This is a genomic window from Gilliamella sp. B3817 (genome assembly GCF_026536705.1).
In the GTDB taxonomy this organism is placed as follows: Bacteria; Pseudomonadota; Gammaproteobacteria; order Enterobacterales; family Orbaceae; genus Gilliamella; species Gilliamella apicola_I.
On the sequence record NZ_JAFNNV010000001.1, the window covers coordinates 310,499 to 327,410 of the forward strand.

At 36.6% G+C, this 16,912-nt stretch carries 17 protein-coding genes; 11 read left to right on the forward strand and 6 right to left on the reverse strand.

The window, feature by feature from the left end:
- Nucleotides 1-22: 22 nt before the first annotated feature.
- From galT to relA, 6 genes are all read left to right on the forward strand, one after another.
- Entirely contained in the window at nucleotides 23-1,072 is a 1,050-nt protein-coding gene (gene galT, locus J3U36_RS01375) for a galactose-1-phosphate uridylyltransferase (RefSeq protein WP_416379859.1), read from the forward strand.
- On the forward strand, nucleotides 1,073-2,230 hold the full coding sequence (galK, locus tag J3U36_RS01380) for a galactokinase (protein ID WP_267380826.1): 1,158 nt from the start codon (nucleotides 1,073-1,075) through the stop codon (nucleotides 2,228-2,230).
- On the forward strand, nucleotides 2,221-3,219 hold the full coding sequence (galM, locus tag J3U36_RS01385) for a galactose-1-epimerase (RefSeq protein ID WP_267380827.1): 999 nt from the start codon (nucleotides 2,221-2,223) through the stop codon (nucleotides 3,217-3,219). Before galK ends, galM begins: the two co-directional genes overlap by 10 nt.
- 253 nt (nucleotides 3,220-3,472) lie before the next feature.
- Entirely contained in the window at nucleotides 3,473-3,961 is a 489-nt protein-coding gene (gene coaD, locus J3U36_RS01390; protein WP_267359378.1) for a pantetheine-phosphate adenylyltransferase, read from the forward strand.
- A gap of 12 nt (nucleotides 3,962-3,973) precedes the next feature.
- Entirely contained in the window at nucleotides 3,974-5,311 is a 1,338-nt protein-coding gene (gene rlmD / locus J3U36_RS01395) for a 23S rRNA (uracil(1939)-C(5))-methyltransferase RlmD (RefSeq protein ID WP_267380828.1), read from the forward strand.
- A 2-nt stretch (nucleotides 5,312-5,313) separates the two neighbouring features.
- Nucleotides 5,314-7,572, forward strand: a complete 2,259-nt coding sequence (gene relA / locus J3U36_RS01400) for a GTP diphosphokinase (RefSeq protein WP_267380829.1) — start codon at nucleotides 5,314-5,316, stop codon at nucleotides 7,570-7,572.
- A gap of 62 nt (nucleotides 7,573-7,634) precedes the next feature.
- On the opposite strand, the gene folA is transcribed toward relA, so the two are convergent.
- Together folA and J3U36_RS01410 are read right to left on the reverse strand one after the other, a co-directional pair.
- Complete coding sequence (gene folA / locus J3U36_RS01405) at nucleotides 7,635-8,141, reverse strand: type 3 dihydrofolate reductase (RefSeq protein WP_267380899.1); 507 nt, start codon at nucleotides 8,139-8,141, stop codon at nucleotides 7,635-7,637.
- 10 nt (nucleotides 8,142-8,151) lie between these two features.
- The gene (locus J3U36_RS01410; RefSeq protein WP_267359372.1) at nucleotides 8,152-9,216 is read right to left on the reverse strand and encodes an MJ1255/VC2487 family glycosyltransferase; all 1,065 of its coding nucleotides are present in this window, start codon (nucleotides 9,214-9,216) and stop codon (nucleotides 8,152-8,154) included.
- 319 nt (nucleotides 9,217-9,535) lie between these two features.
- On the opposite strand from J3U36_RS01410, the gene J3U36_RS01415 reads away from it, so the two are divergent.
- The 5 genes from J3U36_RS01415 to mutT all read left to right on the forward strand — a co-directional run bounded on the left by J3U36_RS01415 (nucleotide 9,536) and on the right by mutT (nucleotide 15,397).
- Nucleotides 9,536-9,898: a hypothetical protein gene (locus J3U36_RS01415; protein WP_267380830.1), complete on the forward strand. Its 363-nt coding sequence runs from the start codon at nucleotides 9,536-9,538 to the stop codon at nucleotides 9,896-9,898.
- 130 nt (nucleotides 9,899-10,028) lie between these two features.
- Nucleotides 10,029-11,579: a multicopper oxidase family protein gene (locus J3U36_RS01420; protein WP_267380831.1), complete on the forward strand. Its 1,551-nt coding sequence runs from the start codon at nucleotides 10,029-10,031 to the stop codon at nucleotides 11,577-11,579.
- Between the two features lie 147 nt (nucleotides 11,580-11,726).
- The gene (locus J3U36_RS01425) at nucleotides 11,727-12,065 is read left to right on the forward strand and encodes a hypothetical protein (RefSeq protein WP_267349796.1); all 339 of its coding nucleotides are present in this window, start codon (nucleotides 11,727-11,729) and stop codon (nucleotides 12,063-12,065) included.
- Nucleotides 12,066-12,148: 83 nt separating this feature from the next.
- A complete protein-coding gene (gene secA, locus J3U36_RS01430; protein ID WP_267359366.1) occupies nucleotides 12,149-14,875 on the forward strand; it encodes a preprotein translocase subunit SecA in 2,727 nt (908 codons plus the stop codon).
- Between the two features lie 117 nt (nucleotides 14,876-14,992).
- Nucleotides 14,993-15,397: an 8-oxo-dGTP diphosphatase MutT gene (gene mutT, locus J3U36_RS01435; protein ID WP_267349800.1), complete on the forward strand. Its 405-nt coding sequence runs from the start codon at nucleotides 14,993-14,995 to the stop codon at nucleotides 15,395-15,397.
- A gap of 42 nt (nucleotides 15,398-15,439) precedes the next feature.
- Here the strand turns inward: mutT and J3U36_RS01440 are convergent, their stop codons facing one another.
- The 4 genes from J3U36_RS01440 to J3U36_RS01455 are packed head-to-tail and all read right to left on the reverse strand — an operon-like array spanning nucleotide 15,440 to nucleotide 16,912.
- Nucleotides 15,440-15,838 (reverse strand): EamA family transporter, encoded by a 399-nt coding sequence (locus J3U36_RS01440; RefSeq protein ID WP_267349802.1) that lies wholly within the window; start codon nucleotides 15,836-15,838, stop codon nucleotides 15,440-15,442.
- Complete coding sequence (locus tag J3U36_RS01445) at nucleotides 15,835-16,194, reverse strand: EamA family transporter (RefSeq protein ID WP_267349804.1); 360 nt, start codon at nucleotides 16,192-16,194, stop codon at nucleotides 15,835-15,837. Before J3U36_RS01445 ends, J3U36_RS01440 begins: the two co-directional genes overlap by 4 nt.
- Nucleotides 16,182-16,616, reverse strand: coding sequence for a zinc uptake transcriptional repressor Zur (zur, locus tag J3U36_RS01450; protein ID WP_065558826.1), 435 nt, complete (start codon nucleotides 16,614-16,616; stop codon nucleotides 16,182-16,184). Before zur ends, J3U36_RS01445 begins: the two co-directional genes overlap by 13 nt.
- 23 nt (nucleotides 16,617-16,639) lie before the next feature.
- Nucleotides 16,640-16,912: an RnfH family protein gene (locus J3U36_RS01455; protein ID WP_267349808.1), complete on the reverse strand. Its 273-nt coding sequence runs from the start codon at nucleotides 16,910-16,912 to the stop codon at nucleotides 16,640-16,642.

Here is a 16,912-nt window from a genome sequence, read left to right on the forward strand (position 1 = left end):
CAATATGTTAAAAGAGGCAAACATGCAAATATTTAATCCTGTTGATCATCCCCACCGTCGTTATAACCCATTAACGGCTCAGTGGGTCTTAGTATCACCGCATAGAGCCAAGCGACCTTGGCAAGGTCAACAAGAAACACTAAATCAAGAACAAAAACCCAGTTACGATCCTAACTGTTTTTTGTGCCCCAGCAATAAACGGGTCACGGGTGATAAAAATCCGGACTATACAGGTACTTTTGTATTTACTAATGATTTTGCCGCATTAATGGATGATACCCCTGATTCGCCGCCAGCTGATGATACTCTTTTTCAAATGCAAAGCGCCAAAGGAACCAGTCGAGTAATCTGTTTTTCCCCCGATCATAGTAAAACCTTGCCAGAATTAGACTTAACGGCAATTGAGGGAGTAATTAAAACTTGGATATCACAGCAAAAAGAACTAAGCCAAAATTATCCTTGGGTGCAAATATTTGAAAACAAAGGTGCAGTAATGGGATGCTCTAATCCTCATCCACACGGACAAATTTGGGCAAATAGCTTTATCCCAAATGAAATCGCTCGTGAAGACCAGAATATGCATCATTATTTTGAAACCTATCACCGCAATTTATTAGTTGATTATGCCGAAAAAGAATTGATCTATCGTGAGCGAATAGTTGTTGAAACAGACCATTGGCTTGCTGTCGTGCCTTTCTGGGCAACATGGCCATTTGAAACGTTATTATTACCCAAAACACATATTGCACAATTAACCTTATTAACCGACAGCCAACAGATTGATTTAGCGGTGGCGCTGAAAAAATTAACAAGTCGTTATGATAATTTGTTTAATTGCTCTTTCCCCTACTCTATGGGTTGGCATGGCGCACCATTTATGCAAGGTACCACTGACTATTGGCAAGTTCATGCTCACTTTTATCCTCCTTTGCTTCGTTCAGCGATAGTCAAAAAATTTATGGTAGGTTACGAAATGTTAGCTGAAGTACAACGGGATTTAACGCCTGAACAGGCAGCTGAAAGACTGCGCAATGTCAGTGATGTTCATTATAAAGATAAAAAGGATAAATAGATGAAAGCATTAATCGATAAAACTAAACAAGCTTTTGCAACCCTATTTGGTTATCAACCCGATATCACTGTGCAAGCACCAGGGCGAGTCAACTTGATTGGTGAGCATACCGATTATAACGATGGTTTTGTATTACCTTGTGCGATTAATTATGGCACAGTAATAAGCTGCCATAAACGTACCGATAAATTAATACGTGTAATTGCCGTTGACTATGATAATCAACAAGATGAATTTTGGCTAGATTCCCCTATTGAGAAACATTCACAATATCAATGGGCTAATTATGTTCGAGGTGTAGTAAAACATTTAAAAAACTATGCAAATACACTTTATGGTGTTGATTTAGCAATTAGCGGTAATGTTCCCCAAGGTGCAGGATTGAGTTCATCGGCTTCGCTTGAGGTGGCTATCGGCAAAATGTTTCAAGTTCTAAATAATTTACCTTTAGATGGCACTAAATTAGCATTAATCGGTCAGGAAGCGGAAAATCAATTTGTTGGTTGCAATTGTGGAATTATGGATCAATTAATATCGGCACTTGGACAAGATCATCATGCTTTACTTATTGACTGCCGTACGCTCTCTGTTCATCCGGTTTCAATACCCGATGATTTAGCTGTTGTTATTATTAACTCAAATATTAAACGTGGATTAGTCGATAGCGAATATAATACTCGTCGTAGGCAATGTGAAGCAGCAGCAACAGCGCTGGGCGTAAAAGCATTACGAGACGCCACATTATCAGATTTATTGAAAATTAAACCAACGCTTGATCCTACCGTTTTTAAACGTGCACATCATGTCATTACCGAAAATGAACGGACTTTACTGGCATCTCATGCACTTGCACGTCGTGATTACAAATTACTATCGACATTAATGGCGCAAAGTCACAATTCAATGCGTGATGACTTTGAAATTACAGTACCTGCTATCGATTATCTGGTGAACATTATCAATAATGTTATCGGTGAACAAGGTGGAGTTCGTATGACAGGTGGCGGTTTTGGCGGCTGTGTTGTTGCACTGGTAAATAAAAATAAAGTTGATGCAGTAAAAACCGTTGTAAGCAATAATTATCAGAATAAATTTGGTATTAAAGAAGATATATATATCTGTCAACCAAGTGAAGGAGCGCACGCCATATGTCTTTAACAACGATCATTACACTATCTAATAAGCAAGGGATGCAGATTAAATTATCTAACTGGGGAGCGACTTGGCTTTCTTGCTTAATACCGGTTGATAATAAAAATCGTGAAGTACTTCTTGGTTGTAGTTCGTTAGCGCAATATCAACAACAACATGCTTATTTAGGTGCAACTATTGGGCGTTATGCTAACCGTATTGCTCATGCATCTATTGAATTAGGCGATAAACGCTATCCGCTTGTTGCCAATGAAGGTAAAAATCAGCTTCATGGCGGAAAGTTAGGCTTTGATAAGCAATTATGGCAAATTGATGATCAATCTAATCAACAAGTCATTTTCAGTTTAATTTCTTGCGATGGTGATCAAGGTTATCCCGGTGAACTGAAAGTTCAAGTGACCTATCAACTTACCGATAATAATCAAGTTATCATCAAGTTCAATGCCTCTACCACGCAAACCACTGTGGTAAATTTAACTAATCATGCTTATTTTAATTTAGATGGCGAAACAAGTAACACTATCCTCAATCACACTTTACAAGTCAATGCTAACCAATTTTTGCCCGTTGATAATCATGGCATACCTGATGACAATTTAGCTAGTGTCGCTGAATTTGATATGGACTTACGCCAAGCAAAACGATTATCAGACCGATTACTTGAAAGTCCTGAACGACAAAAAACAGGTGGCTATGATCATGCTTATTTACTGGACAAAACCCAGCCAATTGCCGCGCAATTAACCTCATCCGATAATAAAGTGACCATGAATGTCATAACGACCAAACCAGCGTTACAAGTTTATACCGGTAATTTTCTGCAACATACACCTAACCGTCATAATGGGGAATATGACAATTATGCAGGTATCGCGCTAGAAGCACAATTTCTACCAGATAGCCCACATCACCCCAAATGGCCACAACCTAGTTGTTGGTTAACACCTGATGAAACCTATCAATATCAAACGATCTATCAATTTTTTATTGAATAATATTATATCAATTGAGTATGTAAACGGAAAAATGAACACTTAATGCTATATGAGCAAACACCAATGGAGTTAAGTCCAACTGGATTTAATGGGACTTACTACCACGGTAACACCCCAATTTTATTCAATGCGCGTTTATAACCAACGATGGATATTCCGATAAAACCATCAAAGCTTTTTGTCAAGTTACCCTAACAATTTTGATAAGAATTCGGTATGATAGAGCTATCATGGCAAATGGACATTATGATTGATGAAAAGTAAAAGTTTAACTGCAATTTTTCCGGGAACGTTCGATCCAATTACTAACGGGCACATCGATTTGATTACTCGAGCTTCGCTGTTGTTTCCTCGATTAATTGTTGCAATTGCGGAAAATCCGAATAAAAAAACGTTATTTAGTTTGAAAGAACGGGTCAATTTAGCATCCAGTTCAGTTGAACACTTACTTAATGTACAAGTGATTGGATTTGATAATTTAATGGCAGATTTTGCACAAACTCATAATGCAACGGTCATTGTTCGAGGTGTTCGAACCACTCAAGATTTTGAATACGAAAGACAATTAGCCGAAATGAATCGCGCATTAAAACCGGATTTAGATACTTTATTTTTAATGCCATCAATGACTATTGGTTTTATCTCTTCAACCATTGTGAAAGATGTTGCTTATCATGGTGGCAATATTACCAATTTAGTTCCTTTACATGTCAAAACAGAATTGTTAAAACGGTTAACATAACGTTGAATTTATATGGTTATTTTTTATACTCCACCTTCAAAAAAACAAGCTCCACAAAAATTAACGGTCACCATCTCAGCGATAGATGCCTTCGGACAAGGAATTGCAAATCACAAAGGCAAAACTATTTTTGTTAAATCAGCCTTACCCGATGAAACTGTTGATATCCAGTTGACAGAAAATAAAAAAAATTATGCTAAAGCGAAGGTCATCAAATACCACAATCAAAGTGCCCAACGGGTAAAACCATTATGTGGCTATTATCAAAAATGTGGTGGCTGTGAATTGCAGCATATTTCAACGGATTTGCAGCAAAGTGCAAAGTATCATGCGCTCATTAATCTCATACAAAAAGAAAGTGGGCAATCGTTAACTCATATCACTGACTCAGCACCGCTTATTATTGCTGATCAACCTTATCATTATCGCCGACGAGCCCGACTTTCAATAAATATTGTAAAAGGTGAATTATTTATTGGTTTTCGTCAGGCTGAATCAAATCAAATTATCAATATAGAATACTGTCCTGTATTGGTCGAAAGCTTGGATCAGTTACTCGCTCCTTTGCAAAAAATATTACGTCAAATTAAATCAAAAAAATCACTTGGGCATATTGAATTGGTTGCTGTTGATAGTGGCATTATCATGGTATTAAGGCATACTTTGCCTATGACCAATGAAGACACTCAGTTACTAACAAACTTCGCTGAAAAAAATGGTATTTCACTCTACTTTCATGGCATAGATTTACAGCACATTACCGGCCATACGGAACATTATTATCTAATCAATCAGTTAAAGCTTACTTTTAGTCCTTTGAATTTTATTCAAGTCAATAGCAACGTTAATCAAAAAATGATTGAACAAGCGCTTGATTGGCTAACATTAACATCAACCGATAAAGTTTTAGATCTCTTTTGTGGTATGGGTAATTTTTCATTACCTATGGCTACCTATTGTCAATCATTAACGGGCGTTGAAGGCGTAGAAGAACTAGTTGAAAAAGCGAAATTAAACGTTATATTAAATAGCAACAAGGTTTGTGCCGAAACTCATTTTTTAACGAGTAATTTAGAGGATAATCAACAATTTTTTACATGGAATCAATCACAATTTGATAAAGTTTTATTAGATCCTGCCAGAGCTGGGGCATTTAATGCAACGACAGAAATTGTTAAAATGGCTCCGTCAAAAATTGTTTATATCTCATGTAATCCCGCAACATTAGCGAGAGATAGCAAAGTGTTAACTCAAGCGGGTTATAACATTGCTCAAGTAGCAATTTTAGATATGTTTCCACAAACTAAACATATTGAATCAATGTTGTTGTTAACCAAATCAGGATCATAATTATGGTATCAATTAGAGGAGCACACCAACATAGTGAAGAGCATTACTCTCTTGCACAGTTTGATGTCGAACAATGGGCAAAACAAGAATTACAACTGACTAACGCGGATAGTTATCAGACGTTTAAACAAGTCTGGGATTTTTGCTTTGAAAGCAGTGCCGGTGCAGCTGAGCAAGTCTACTGTTTTCAAAATGCCGTTGAAATGGTTGAAATATTATCCACACTTAATATGGATATCAACAGTTTATGTGCGGCTTTGTTGCTCCCTTTCCTTGAAACTAAGATTATACGTCGAGAAGATATTCCTGAAGATTTTGACCGTGAAATGATGCACATTATTTCTAGCATTGTTCGAATGAAAGAAATTCGTCAACTTCGCGCCATCCGTAATGGCAGTGCAACGTCTGAACAGATTGATAGCATCCGCCGTATGTTATTGGCAATGGTTAATGATTTTCGCAGTGTAGTGATAAAAATTGCCGAACGCATCACTTATTTACGTAATCTGTTAAATGCTCCACAAGAAGAACAAGTACTGGCTGCTAAGGAGTGTTTTAACATTTATGCACCGCTTGCCAACCGTTTAGGAATTGGTCAATTAAAATGGGAGCTGGAAGATTTTTGTTTCCGTTATCTCTATCCGAATGAATATCGCTTTATTGCTAAAAAATTACACGAAAAACGCCTTGATCGTGAATCCTATATCAATCATTTTGTTAAGCATCTACAAGCGTTAATGAATAAAGATCATATTCGTGCAGAAGTTTATGGACGCCCGAAACATATTTACAGTATCTGGCGAAAAATGGAACGCAAACACCTTGAATTTGAAGATCTTTATGATATTCGTGCTGTACGGATTATTTGTGATCGTATTGAAGATTGTTATAACGCATTAGGTATTGTCCATAGTCATTATAAACATATTGCTAAAGAATTTGATGATTATGTTGCCAACCCCAAACCAAATGGTTATCAATCAATTCATACCGTAGTGTATGGCCCCGAAAATAAAACGATTGAAATTCAAATTCGAACTGAGCAAATGCACAATGATGCTGAATTAGGCATTGCTGCGCACTGGAAATATAAAGAAGGCAGTACTGATAAAATGACTGCTTATGATCAGCGAATTACTTGGCTACGAAAATTATTAACATGGCAACAAGAGATGTCTGAAAGTGGTGAAATACAAGAAGCCGTACGTAGCCAGATTTTTGATGATAGAGTCTATGTCTTTACGCCTAAAGGTGATGTGGTTGATTTGCCTACTGGCTCAACACCGCTTGATTTTGCCTATCATATTCACAGTGATGTAGGTCATCGTTGTATTGGTGCAAAAGTTGGAGGACGAATTGTACCATTTACTTATAACCTAAAAATGGGCGATCAAGTTGAAGTAATCACTCAAAAACAACCTAATCCGAGCCGAGATTGGTTGAATCCAAATACCGGATTTGTAAATAGTAGTCGGGCACGAGCTAAAATTCAGGCATGGTTTAAAAAACAAGATCGACATAAAAATATAGCAGCTGGTCAACAAATTTTAGAAGATGAGCTGGAACCTTTAAATATCAGTTTGAAAAGCGTTGAAAAAATGCTGATTGATAAATATAACGCCCATTCCTTTAATGAAGTTCTTGCCGGTATTGGTAGTGGTGATGTCAGAATAAATCAATTGGTCAATTTTGTTAATGCCCAAGTCAATAAACCTACCGCTGAAGAAGAAGACGAAGCGGCATTAAAACAAATTGTTCAAAAATCCAATTCACAAACGAAAAATACCAATAAAATCGGTAATAAAAAAGGAAGTGAAATTATTATTGAAGGTGTCGGTAATTTAATGTGCACTATTGCAAATTGCTGTCGCCCTATTCCCGGTGATCCAATTGTCGGTTTTGTGACTCAAGGGCGAGGCATTTCCATTCATCGGGCGGATTGTGAACAGTTACAGGATTTAAAAAATCACGCTCCTGAACGAATCACTAGTGCGGTTTGGAGTAATGAAACCAATTCAAGTTATACCATGGTGATACAGATCATCGCTAACGATCGGAGTGGCTTATTACGTGATATCACAACCATTTTAGCTAACGAAAAAGTCAATGTGCTTGGATTAATAAGTCGAAGTGATATGAAGCAACAATTGGCTAATATTGATGTCGACATGGAAATCTTTGATCAAGACTCGTTAAATCGTATACTCAATAAAATAAAACAGCTACCCGATGTCATTGAAGCAAGACGCCACCAAGGGTGAGCTATTTTTTAAGCCACCCTCACTACCTTAAGTTTTGCTCAGACATCATTTCGTAATGTGATTTAGTTACGTTCTAACACTTCAAAGTAATAATCGTAAGGATTTTTATCATCAGCTTGATGATGTTCTTGAAAAACTGATTGCCAAGTTTCGGGGGCATAATTAGGGAAATAAGTATCACCTTGTAAATCAGCATCAATATGCGTTAAGTAAAGTCTATTGATAAACGGTAAAACTTGCTGATAAATATTGCCACCACCAATGATAAAGACTTCCTGACATTGTTGACTATTGGCCACTACCAGTGCCTCATCAATAGATGTGACCCAACTTATATTAGGATTTGTATTTGATTCGGCTTCGGTTTTTGCTTGCCTAGAAATAACAATATTATGTCGATTGGGTAACGCTTTGCCGATAGATTCAAACGTTTTCCTGCCCATAATAACAGGTTTATTAAGCGTATTTTTTTTAAACCATGCCAAATCCGCTGGTAAATGCCAAGGCATCTGATTGTTAAAACCAATAACACGATTATGTGCCATCGCAACAATGATACTAAGTGTCATGTGAGTTTGTTTATACATAACCTAAAGCTTTAATTCGTTGATTTACATTTTCGGGAAAAACAGTTTGCGCCCAAAGTCGTTGACTTAAAGAAAGCAAAGACTCTTTTTGCCCATTAACAATCCAATTAGCAAGTTCAGTTGCAACATCAGGATAGACCGTTGGTTTTGGCGAAGGTAAATCTAACCAATACTTAAGTTTAATACTATTTAAGGTTTCCATCACCGTTGCCATATCTAATGTATGTAAACATTGAGCATTATAGATTTGTTCAAACTGACCCGAGACAGGTTTAGTCAAAATCTTTTTACCCAAAACTAATGCTTCAGATATTAGTGCAAATCCCGTGTTAGAAATAATCCCCGAACAGCTTATTACCGCATCCATAAAACCGTCACGACAAAGAGGGTGCAAAGTAACATTATCGTTTTGTGATAATTGCTTTATATTTGGATGAAAACAGATAAATTGATGTTTAGCAAATTGTTTAAGTAATTCAACAATTTCAGTCATATTTTCAAATGGCAAATAAACAACAATGGAACCATTTTCGGTAGGCGCCACTTGAAATGAATCAATCATGGGTGGCAATAATTTATGTCCAAAATGAAACCAGTGTAAACCAATTGGCTTGGTTACTGGCGCATAATACTTCATGATCACATTTGCAATCAGTCCATATTCTTTGGGTTTTAAATACTGACAAACCGCCTGATTACTGATACCTAAGCATTCTCGATGCTGATGATGAGCAGCCCAAGCGCTTACCGGCTCAAAATCACTAATAATACAATCATACTTTGATAAGTCCAGTTCGCGAACATCTTTAATTAACCGAAAAGCACGGATGCGTTGAACCGTTTTACGAAAATTTATCTTTCCATTGACTGTTGCAAAGGTAACACCCCGAAAAGTCTTATAATGACCAAAAACATCCATATCAAAATAATCTTTTGGATCACGTCCACTAAAAATATACTCAACATCAGCGCCTGCCTTTTTTAACGCTTTGGCTAAAGTTCGACATCGGCTAATATGACCATTTCCTGTTCCTTGAACACCAAAAAGAATTTTCATATTGTAATGATTAGTCAATTAAAATTACTGCATATCATACCAGAAGCCAAAACAATTATCTTGCTTATTTTAAACAATAAAGGAGAATTTTGAGACAAATTTGAAAATGAGTTTAAGGGTCAATCGCAATCTGAATTTCATGAACTCGCCAAACTTAAAAAAAGTCTATATCTTATTTATCTAATTAATAAATTTATTCAATTTGTTAACTATCAATTATGTTGTTTAAAAATAAGAAATGTTTAAAAAACGTGCTATATCGTGACGTTTGAAGTACAATACTGCTTATTAGCGATTTGATGCGTTGTGAGATTGTAATATGTCAGTAAGGATCCTCAATATACAATTTAAAGGCATCGTTGTATTAACAGCGGTTTTGTTGCTGTTTGGTTATTTTTTACTACCATTATCAAAAATGGGAAAGTCTTTTGACTCGACTTGTTATTCAACGACTCATTCCATTTTAACATTCGATCAAAGCTCGGATCCTCATCACGCTAATTCTTTATCATCAAAAATAAATTGTTCATTAATCAATCATTGTGCTGTATGTGGGGCAATCGTTTCAAACTATGCCATTAACCTCGATAGGCAAATCAACTTTACACATTTTTTATCACTTAAATTCATTGCAAATGATAATGAATTTATTCCTGAATTAAGACCACCACGAATTGCTTAATAAGTTATCGCTATTAGATAGTAGTTGTTAATCACTATCAGTTATGAATAAACGTTATCTATCGTTATGTTTACTCACATCACGATTTTCAGCGTTATTGTTAAATCAGTTAATTTATTATGGGAATATTATGAAACGTCGACATTTTTTAATGAATTTTACGGCTGCTGTAGGTGGATTAGTTGCAACCAAAGCCATTGCTAAAATGGAACATACCAAGATGACGGGTATGACCTGCGAACTCAATTCTGATGATTGTAACAAGGGGGATAATATGCACGAACATATGAATATGAACATGAATATGAAACACGATCAAAAACCACAAAAGCTTTTGCCTACTTCCTCACTAAAACAGAACGACAATTTACCCAGCTTGATCAATTTAAAAAATGAAAGTAATCAACCGGGTGTATTTGAAGCGACCTTACACCTCAAACCCGTCAAAATTGCCTTAACACCTGAAATTACGACGGAATTTTGGGCATATAACGGTATGATTCCCGGCCCTAAAATTGAAGTTAACGAGGGTGATCACGTTAAAATCACGGTAAAAAATGATCTGCCACAAGCCACAACCGTGCATTGGCATGGGTTACTTATTCCATCGAATCAAGACGGTAACCCTCAAGATGCCATTCCAGCGGGAAAAAGTCGTGTTTATGAATTTGACGTTCCTAAAGGAAATGCAGGCACATTTTGGTATCATCCTCATGGACATGAAACAGTAGCTGAACAAGTTTATCGAGGTTTAGCTGGAACATTCATTGTTCGAAGTAAAGATGATCCTTTAAATTCTCTTCCTGAACAACACTGGTTCTTTTCAGATTTAAAATTAACGGATAAAGGTGAAATTGCCGATAATACCATGGTTGATTGGATGAACGGTCGTGAAGGTCAATTTGTATTAATTAACGGGAGTTATCGACCTAAAATTAAAGTTGATTCAGCAACACGTGTAAGAATCTGGAACGCTTGTTCAGGTAGATACCTTAACTTATCCATTCCTGATTGTGATGTCTTTTTAGTGGGGACTGACGGTGGATTATTGTCTGAACCTGTATCACTAAATAAACCATTACTGTTATCCCCTGCCGAACGGGCAGAAATTGTTATTCTACCTAAAAAAACGGGGACGGTTTATTTGCAATCTATCGGTTACGATCGAGGCAAAATGGGCAATGTACCACCTGAACAAGATATGTTACTTGCAGAGTTAGATTTAACGCAGTCAAACTCAATCACCTTGCCATCAACACTTCGTACCTTACCAAAACTTGGACAAGCCACCGCACACAAAAAACTGGAATATACCGAAGTGATGGACATGAAAGAGCCGCGTGGCGGAATGTTATTTTTAATCAATGGCAAACGCCATGATATGAATCGTATCGATCTTGAAAGTAAAATTCACGAGGTTGAAGAATGGACTATTCATAATAACTCTCATATGGATCATAACTTTCATATTCATGGTGCACAATTTATGGTCGTTTCACATGAATTTAATGGTACCAAAACACCCCCCCAATACGTGGCATTAAAAGATACAGTAAATCTTCGACCCCATGAAACAATCACGATAAAGATTCAACAAAATATGCCCGGATTACGCATGTATCATTGTCATATCATTGAACATGAAACACTGGGTATGATGGGTCAATTGATGGTAAAATAGTTTTTTATCTTTATCTATCTTGTCATTAAACGTTCGACAAGATAGATAAATTTCCTTTTTAACTGAATCTTCATTTTCTTGATAACAATACAAGTAATAAATGTTTTTCATTTTGGCAAATAATGCTAACATATTGCCACTATGATCATGACTAATTTCTGGCAAATACTCAGTAAACGCTTAACAATCAAAACAGCTCTATCGCACTTATTATTAGGTGTAATTGCTACTGGGTTTAGTTTATGCCAGCAAGAAGCAATCCCCAATGAATCAACGGTTTCTCACGTTGGGATTATGGCGAACAATGAAATCGTTCAAGATCAACAAATATCAACCCGAAAGGTGTCACCATCGTTAACCAACCCCCAAAAATTCAGTACCAATACTGTCTTTATGGCGACTAATTACGATATTTTATCCACCAATAAACCCATTCAAATAACTTCACATAATGCGATAAGAGCAGGCCCTAAAAACACTATTTAATTTAAGAGTTTATTACTTAATTTTTATGTTGTTATCTAAGGTGTCGACCTTACATTCCCTATTAAAAGAAGAAAGAGAAATTTATGTTATTAAAATTATTAACTAAAGTTTTTGGTAGCCGTAATGAACGTGTGCTAAAAACCCTGCGTAAGCGTGTTGAAAGAATTAATGCATTAGAACCTGCAATGGAAGCATTAACTGATGATGAACTTAAAGCAAAAACAGTTGAATTTAAACAAAAATTAGCATCAGGTACCCGTTTAGATGATATTTTAGAAGAAGCTTTTGCCGTTGTCCGTGAAGCCAGTAAACGTGTTTTTGGTATGCGTCATTTTGATGTTCAGTTAATTGGTGGTATGGTTTTAAATGAGCGCTGTATAGCCGAAATGCGTACAGGTGAAGGTAAAACGTTAACCGCAACATTACCCGCTTATTTAAACGCATTAACGGGCAAAGGTGTGCATGTCGTCACGGTCAATGATTATTTAGCACAACGTGATGCTGAAAATAATCGTCCTTTATTTGAATTTTTAGGTTTAACCGTTGGTATTAACCTGCCCAATATGCCGCCAGCAATAAAACGAGAAGCTTACAGCGCTGATATCACTTATGGCACCAACAACGAATATGGATTTGACTACTTACGTGACAATATGGTGTTTAGTAAAGATGCACGTGTTCAACGACCATTACATTATGCTTTAGTCGATGAGGTTGACTCTATTTTAATTGATGAAGCAAGAACGCCGTTGATTATTTCTGGGCAAGCCGAAGACAGCTCAGATAAATATGTGAGTGTTGATAAAATTATCCCTCATCTTATTCGCCAAGAAAAAGAAGACTCAGATCAGTTTCAAGGAGACGGTGACTTTTCAATTGATGAAAAATCACGTCAAGTTAATCTAACTGAACGAGGATTAATTAAGGTAGAAGAACTACTAATTAAACAAGGTATCATGAAAAATGATGAGTCGCTTTATGCGCCAAGTAATATTGTGTTAATGCATCATGTCAATGCGGCACTACGAGCCCATCATTTATTTCATCGTGATGTCGACTACATCGTTAAAAATAACGAAATTATTATTGTCGATGAGCATACTGGACGAACAATGGAAGGACGTCGTTGGTCTGACGGCTTACATCAAGCGGTTGAAGCAAAAGAACATGTTAAAATTCAGAATGAAAACCAGACGTTAGCTTCAATCACTTTCCAAAACTATTTCCGTCTATATGAAAAATTAGCCGGTATGACGGGTACTGCCGATACTGAAGCCTTCGAATTCCATCAGATTTATGGTTTGGATACCATTGTTATACCAACTAACCGCCCAATGCAGCGTAAAGACCAATCCGATTTAGTCTATATGACTGAAAAAGAGAAGATTGCAGCCATTGTCGCTGACGTACAAGATTGTGTAAAACGAGGACAACCAGTACTAGTGGGGACTGCATCGATTGAAAAATCAGAATTGGTATCCAATGCATTTAAAAAAGTTGGCATTAAGCACAACGTATTAAATGCCAAGTTCCATGCCCAAGAAGCAGAAATTATTGCTAATGCAGGGAGTAAAGGCGCTGTCACTATTGCAACCAATATGGCGGGTCGAGGTACCGATATTATGCTTGGCGGTAACTGGCAAAGCGATTTAGCAAAACTTGAAAATCCTACTCAAGAAGATATCGAAAAAGCTAAACAAGCATGGCAAGTTAAACATGAAGAAGTTATTGCACTGGGCGGGCTTTACATTTTAGGTACAGAACGACATGAATCCCGTCGGATTGATAATCAGTTACGCGGTCGTGCTGGTCGTCAAGGAGATCCGGGCGGTTCACGTTTTTATTTATCGCTTGAAGATCCGCTGATGAGAATCTTTGCGTCAGAACGTGTTGGTAATATGATGCGTAAATTGGGTATGAAAGAAGGCGAAGCGATCGAACACCCATGGGTCAATAAAGCGATTGCGAATGCTCAAAAGAAAGTTGAAAGTCGTAACTTTGATATTCGTAAACAATTGCTTGAATATGATGATGTTGCCAATGAGCAACGTAAAGCAATTTATCGTCAACGAAATGAGATACTGGATAATACTGAAATTAAAGATACCATTACCGTAATCCGTGTTGATGTATTTAATGCGCTCATCGATCGTTATATTCCACGGGAATCAATCGAAGATATGTGGGATGTACCAGGACTTGAATTAGCGCTAAAACGTGATTTTGATTTGGATCTTCCAATTGCTAAATGGTTGGATGAAGAACAAAATCTTTATGAAGAGTCACTTCGAGAACGTATTATTCAAATTGCTCAACAAGCTTATGAAGAAAAAGAGCAAGCAGCAGGTTCAGAAGCATTTAGACATTTTGAAAAAACAGTTATGTTACAGACGCTTGATAACTTGTGGAAAGAACACTTGGCTGCGATGGATTATCTACGTCAAGGTATTCATCTACGAGGTTATGCGCAAAAAGATCCTAAACAAGAATATAAACGTGAATCCTTTAACATGTTTGAAGACATGTTAGAATCACTAAAATATGAAGTTATTGGGATATTAAGTCGTGTTGTTATTCGTTCACAAGAAGAAGTGGAAGAAGCAGAACGTCAACGCATTGCTGAAATGGAAAAACTATCAGCTAAGCAACATGCAAGTCATGAATCAGCTTCTAATATCGAAGGTGAAAGCGAAAACAATACAAGCTCAACTCAACCTAGAGTTCGCACTGAAGCCAAAGTGGGACGAAATGATCCATGTCCTTGTGGTTCAGGTAAGAAGTATAAACATTGTCATGGTGCTGTTCAATAAGCAAAAAATTTAGTATCATCAAACATTATTGATGATTTAATCAGCGATTATCATCGTCGTTTAAATTCAAGGGAAAGTGTTCACTTTCCCTAATTTTACGGATAGATAAACAGAATTATGAGAAAACATACTGAAATAGCAATAGGAATTATACGTTCGGAAAATTGTCAAATTTTTATTACCCAACGTGGAGAAGACTCTCATTTAGCGGGTTTTTGGGAGTTTCCCGGAGGAAAAATAGAAGTAGGTGAAACACCTTATCAAACTTTGCAACGCGAGATTGCTGAAGAAGTTGATATCCAAATCCATGATGCTCAATTTTTAAAAGTAGTGAAACACAGCTACGATGATCGTGATATTACCATTCACGCTTATTTAGTGGAAGAATGGGACGGCGTTCCATTTGCTAAAGAAGGACAACCCAGCCGATGGGTAGATCAAGAAGAATTGAATGCGGATGAATTTCCTGATGCAAATCGACCTATAATCGAAATGTTAAAGAATCTCGATAAACAAATTTAAGAAGTAATTGCCATAAATTGTTAAAATCACATCATTTTCAAATTAGCTATGCGCTTTTTTAGACTTTTGGTGAATTCTTTGTTCAGCTAACGCTAAAAAAATAATCCCGATGATTATACTTATTGCGCCTATAAAGCGTGTTAATGTAATCTTTTCATTAAACACCATTACCGACACTAACATTACCGTAACAACTTGTAAATGCGAGGCTGCAAAAGCAGGGCCAACTGGTGCTTTTTTTAACAGTACCATCCAGGTCACAAATGCACCGGTATAACCTATCATGACTAAATAAGCCCAACAGTGGCTAAAAATACGTAATAACCAATCAACACTCAATTCGAAAGGCAAAGCCGATATTGCTGTCAGCTTAAAACTGGTTTGACCAAAAGTATCAAAAAAAAGCAGTAATATAAAGCCAATTAAATAGAATTTTTTCATTCCGTGAGTCCTACTAAAACTACTCCTGCTGTAATAAAAAATATCCCTAACAACCGAAAACACGTTAGGTGCTCTTTAAATAAGATTCGTCCTGCTAACATGACCGTTATCATATTAAACGAACCCAATAAAATACCTTGTGACAAAGGCACTTCGCTTAAAAAAGCTAACCAGAAAATAAAACCAACAAAATAAGATCCAAAACCAATCCAAAGCCAAAAATTACCAAATAGTTTATGCCAATAATCCAAACCTTGATTATGCTTTGAGGTAATCGCTGCATATTTAAAGGCGATTTGACCGACCGTGTCACAGCCGATATTCAATAGCCAAAGAAAAATAATTAAGGTTGACACGACTGACACACTCCATGAATTTCCAACACGCTGTGTTTAATCAAAAATTGACTTTGTTGTGCCAGTTGTTTTAGTTGTTGTTCAATATTTGCTGAGTGTTTTTCAAAAATTTGTCGGCATTTATCACAAATAAAGAGAATTGAAAGATGATCGGGGTCTTGAAAATGTGGGCAAACAATATAACTATTGCTTGATTCAACTTTATGTATAAAGCCTTGCTCAAGCAGAAATTCAAGGGCACGATAAATAGTCGGTGGTTTGGCTTGGGGTTCACTGACTTTTAATAAATCTAAAAGATCGTATGCACTCATAGCCTTATTTGCCGTTAACATGATATCTAAAACTGTACGACGCTGAGTTGTCAATTTAATACCGCGTTTTTTGCATAAGGTTTCAATCTTTTCAATTATCAGATTATGCATCGTGTTTCCCTTGCCAGTAATCATTATTTATTTAATGCTGCTCTTCTTCGTCTTATTTCTTTAGGATCGTTGATTAAAGGGCGATAAATTTCAATACGATCACCCTCTTTCACTAGTTCATCAAGCGAACAACGTTTTCCATAAATACCAATTAGATGATCATCTAATTGAATGCGACAAATAGATAAGATATTGGATTTTACTATTGCTTGCAAGATATTCGTCGATTCTTCAACCTGACAATCAATTATTGTCGGATTATTCGGTAACGCATACACAACTTGAACCGTTATCAT

Excerpts from the sequence above, each read along its gene's own strand:
- galT (WP_416379859.1), top strand. The coding sequence starts at position 23 with ATGCAAATATTTAATCCTGTTGATCATCCCCACCGTCGTTATAACCCA.
- galK (WP_267380826.1), top strand. The coding sequence starts at position 1,073 with ATGAAAGCATTAATCGATAAAACTAAACAAGCTTTTGCAACCCTATTT.
- galM (WP_267380827.1), top strand. The coding sequence starts at position 2,221 with ATGTCTTTAACAACGATCATTACACTATCTAATAAGCAAGGGATGCAG.
- coaD (WP_267359378.1), top strand. The coding sequence starts at position 3,473 with ATGAAAAGTAAAAGTTTAACTGCAATTTTTCCGGGAACGTTCGATCCA.
- rlmD (WP_267380828.1), top strand. The coding sequence starts at position 3,974 with ATGGTTATTTTTTATACTCCACCTTCAAAAAAACAAGCTCCACAAAAA.
- relA (WP_267380829.1), top strand. The coding sequence starts at position 5,314 with ATGGTATCAATTAGAGGAGCACACCAACATAGTGAAGAGCATTACTCT.
- folA (WP_267380899.1), bottom strand. The coding sequence starts at position 8,141 with ATGACACTTAGTATCATTGTTGCGATGGCACATAATCGTGTTATTGGT.
- J3U36_RS01410 (WP_267359372.1), bottom strand. The coding sequence starts at position 9,216 with ATGAAAATTCTTTTTGGTGTTCAAGGAACAGGAAATGGTCATATTAGC.
- J3U36_RS01415 (WP_267380830.1), top strand. The coding sequence starts at position 9,536 with ATGTCAGTAAGGATCCTCAATATACAATTTAAAGGCATCGTTGTATTA.
- J3U36_RS01420 (WP_267380831.1), top strand. The coding sequence starts at position 10,029 with ATGAAACGTCGACATTTTTTAATGAATTTTACGGCTGCTGTAGGTGGA.
- J3U36_RS01425 (WP_267349796.1), top strand. The coding sequence starts at position 11,727 with ATGACTAATTTCTGGCAAATACTCAGTAAACGCTTAACAATCAAAACA.
- secA (WP_267359366.1), top strand. The coding sequence starts at position 12,149 with ATGTTATTAAAATTATTAACTAAAGTTTTTGGTAGCCGTAATGAACGT.
- mutT (WP_267349800.1), top strand. The coding sequence starts at position 14,993 with ATGAGAAAACATACTGAAATAGCAATAGGAATTATACGTTCGGAAAAT.
- J3U36_RS01440 (WP_267349802.1), bottom strand. The coding sequence starts at position 15,838 with ATGAAAAAATTCTATTTAATTGGCTTTATATTACTGCTTTTTTTTGAT.
- zur (WP_065558826.1), bottom strand. The coding sequence starts at position 16,616 with ATGCATAATCTGATAATTGAAAAGATTGAAACCTTATGCAAAAAACGC.
- J3U36_RS01455 (WP_267349808.1), bottom strand. The coding sequence starts at position 16,912 with ATGATAACGGTTCAAGTTGTGTATGCGTTACCGAATAATCCGACAATA.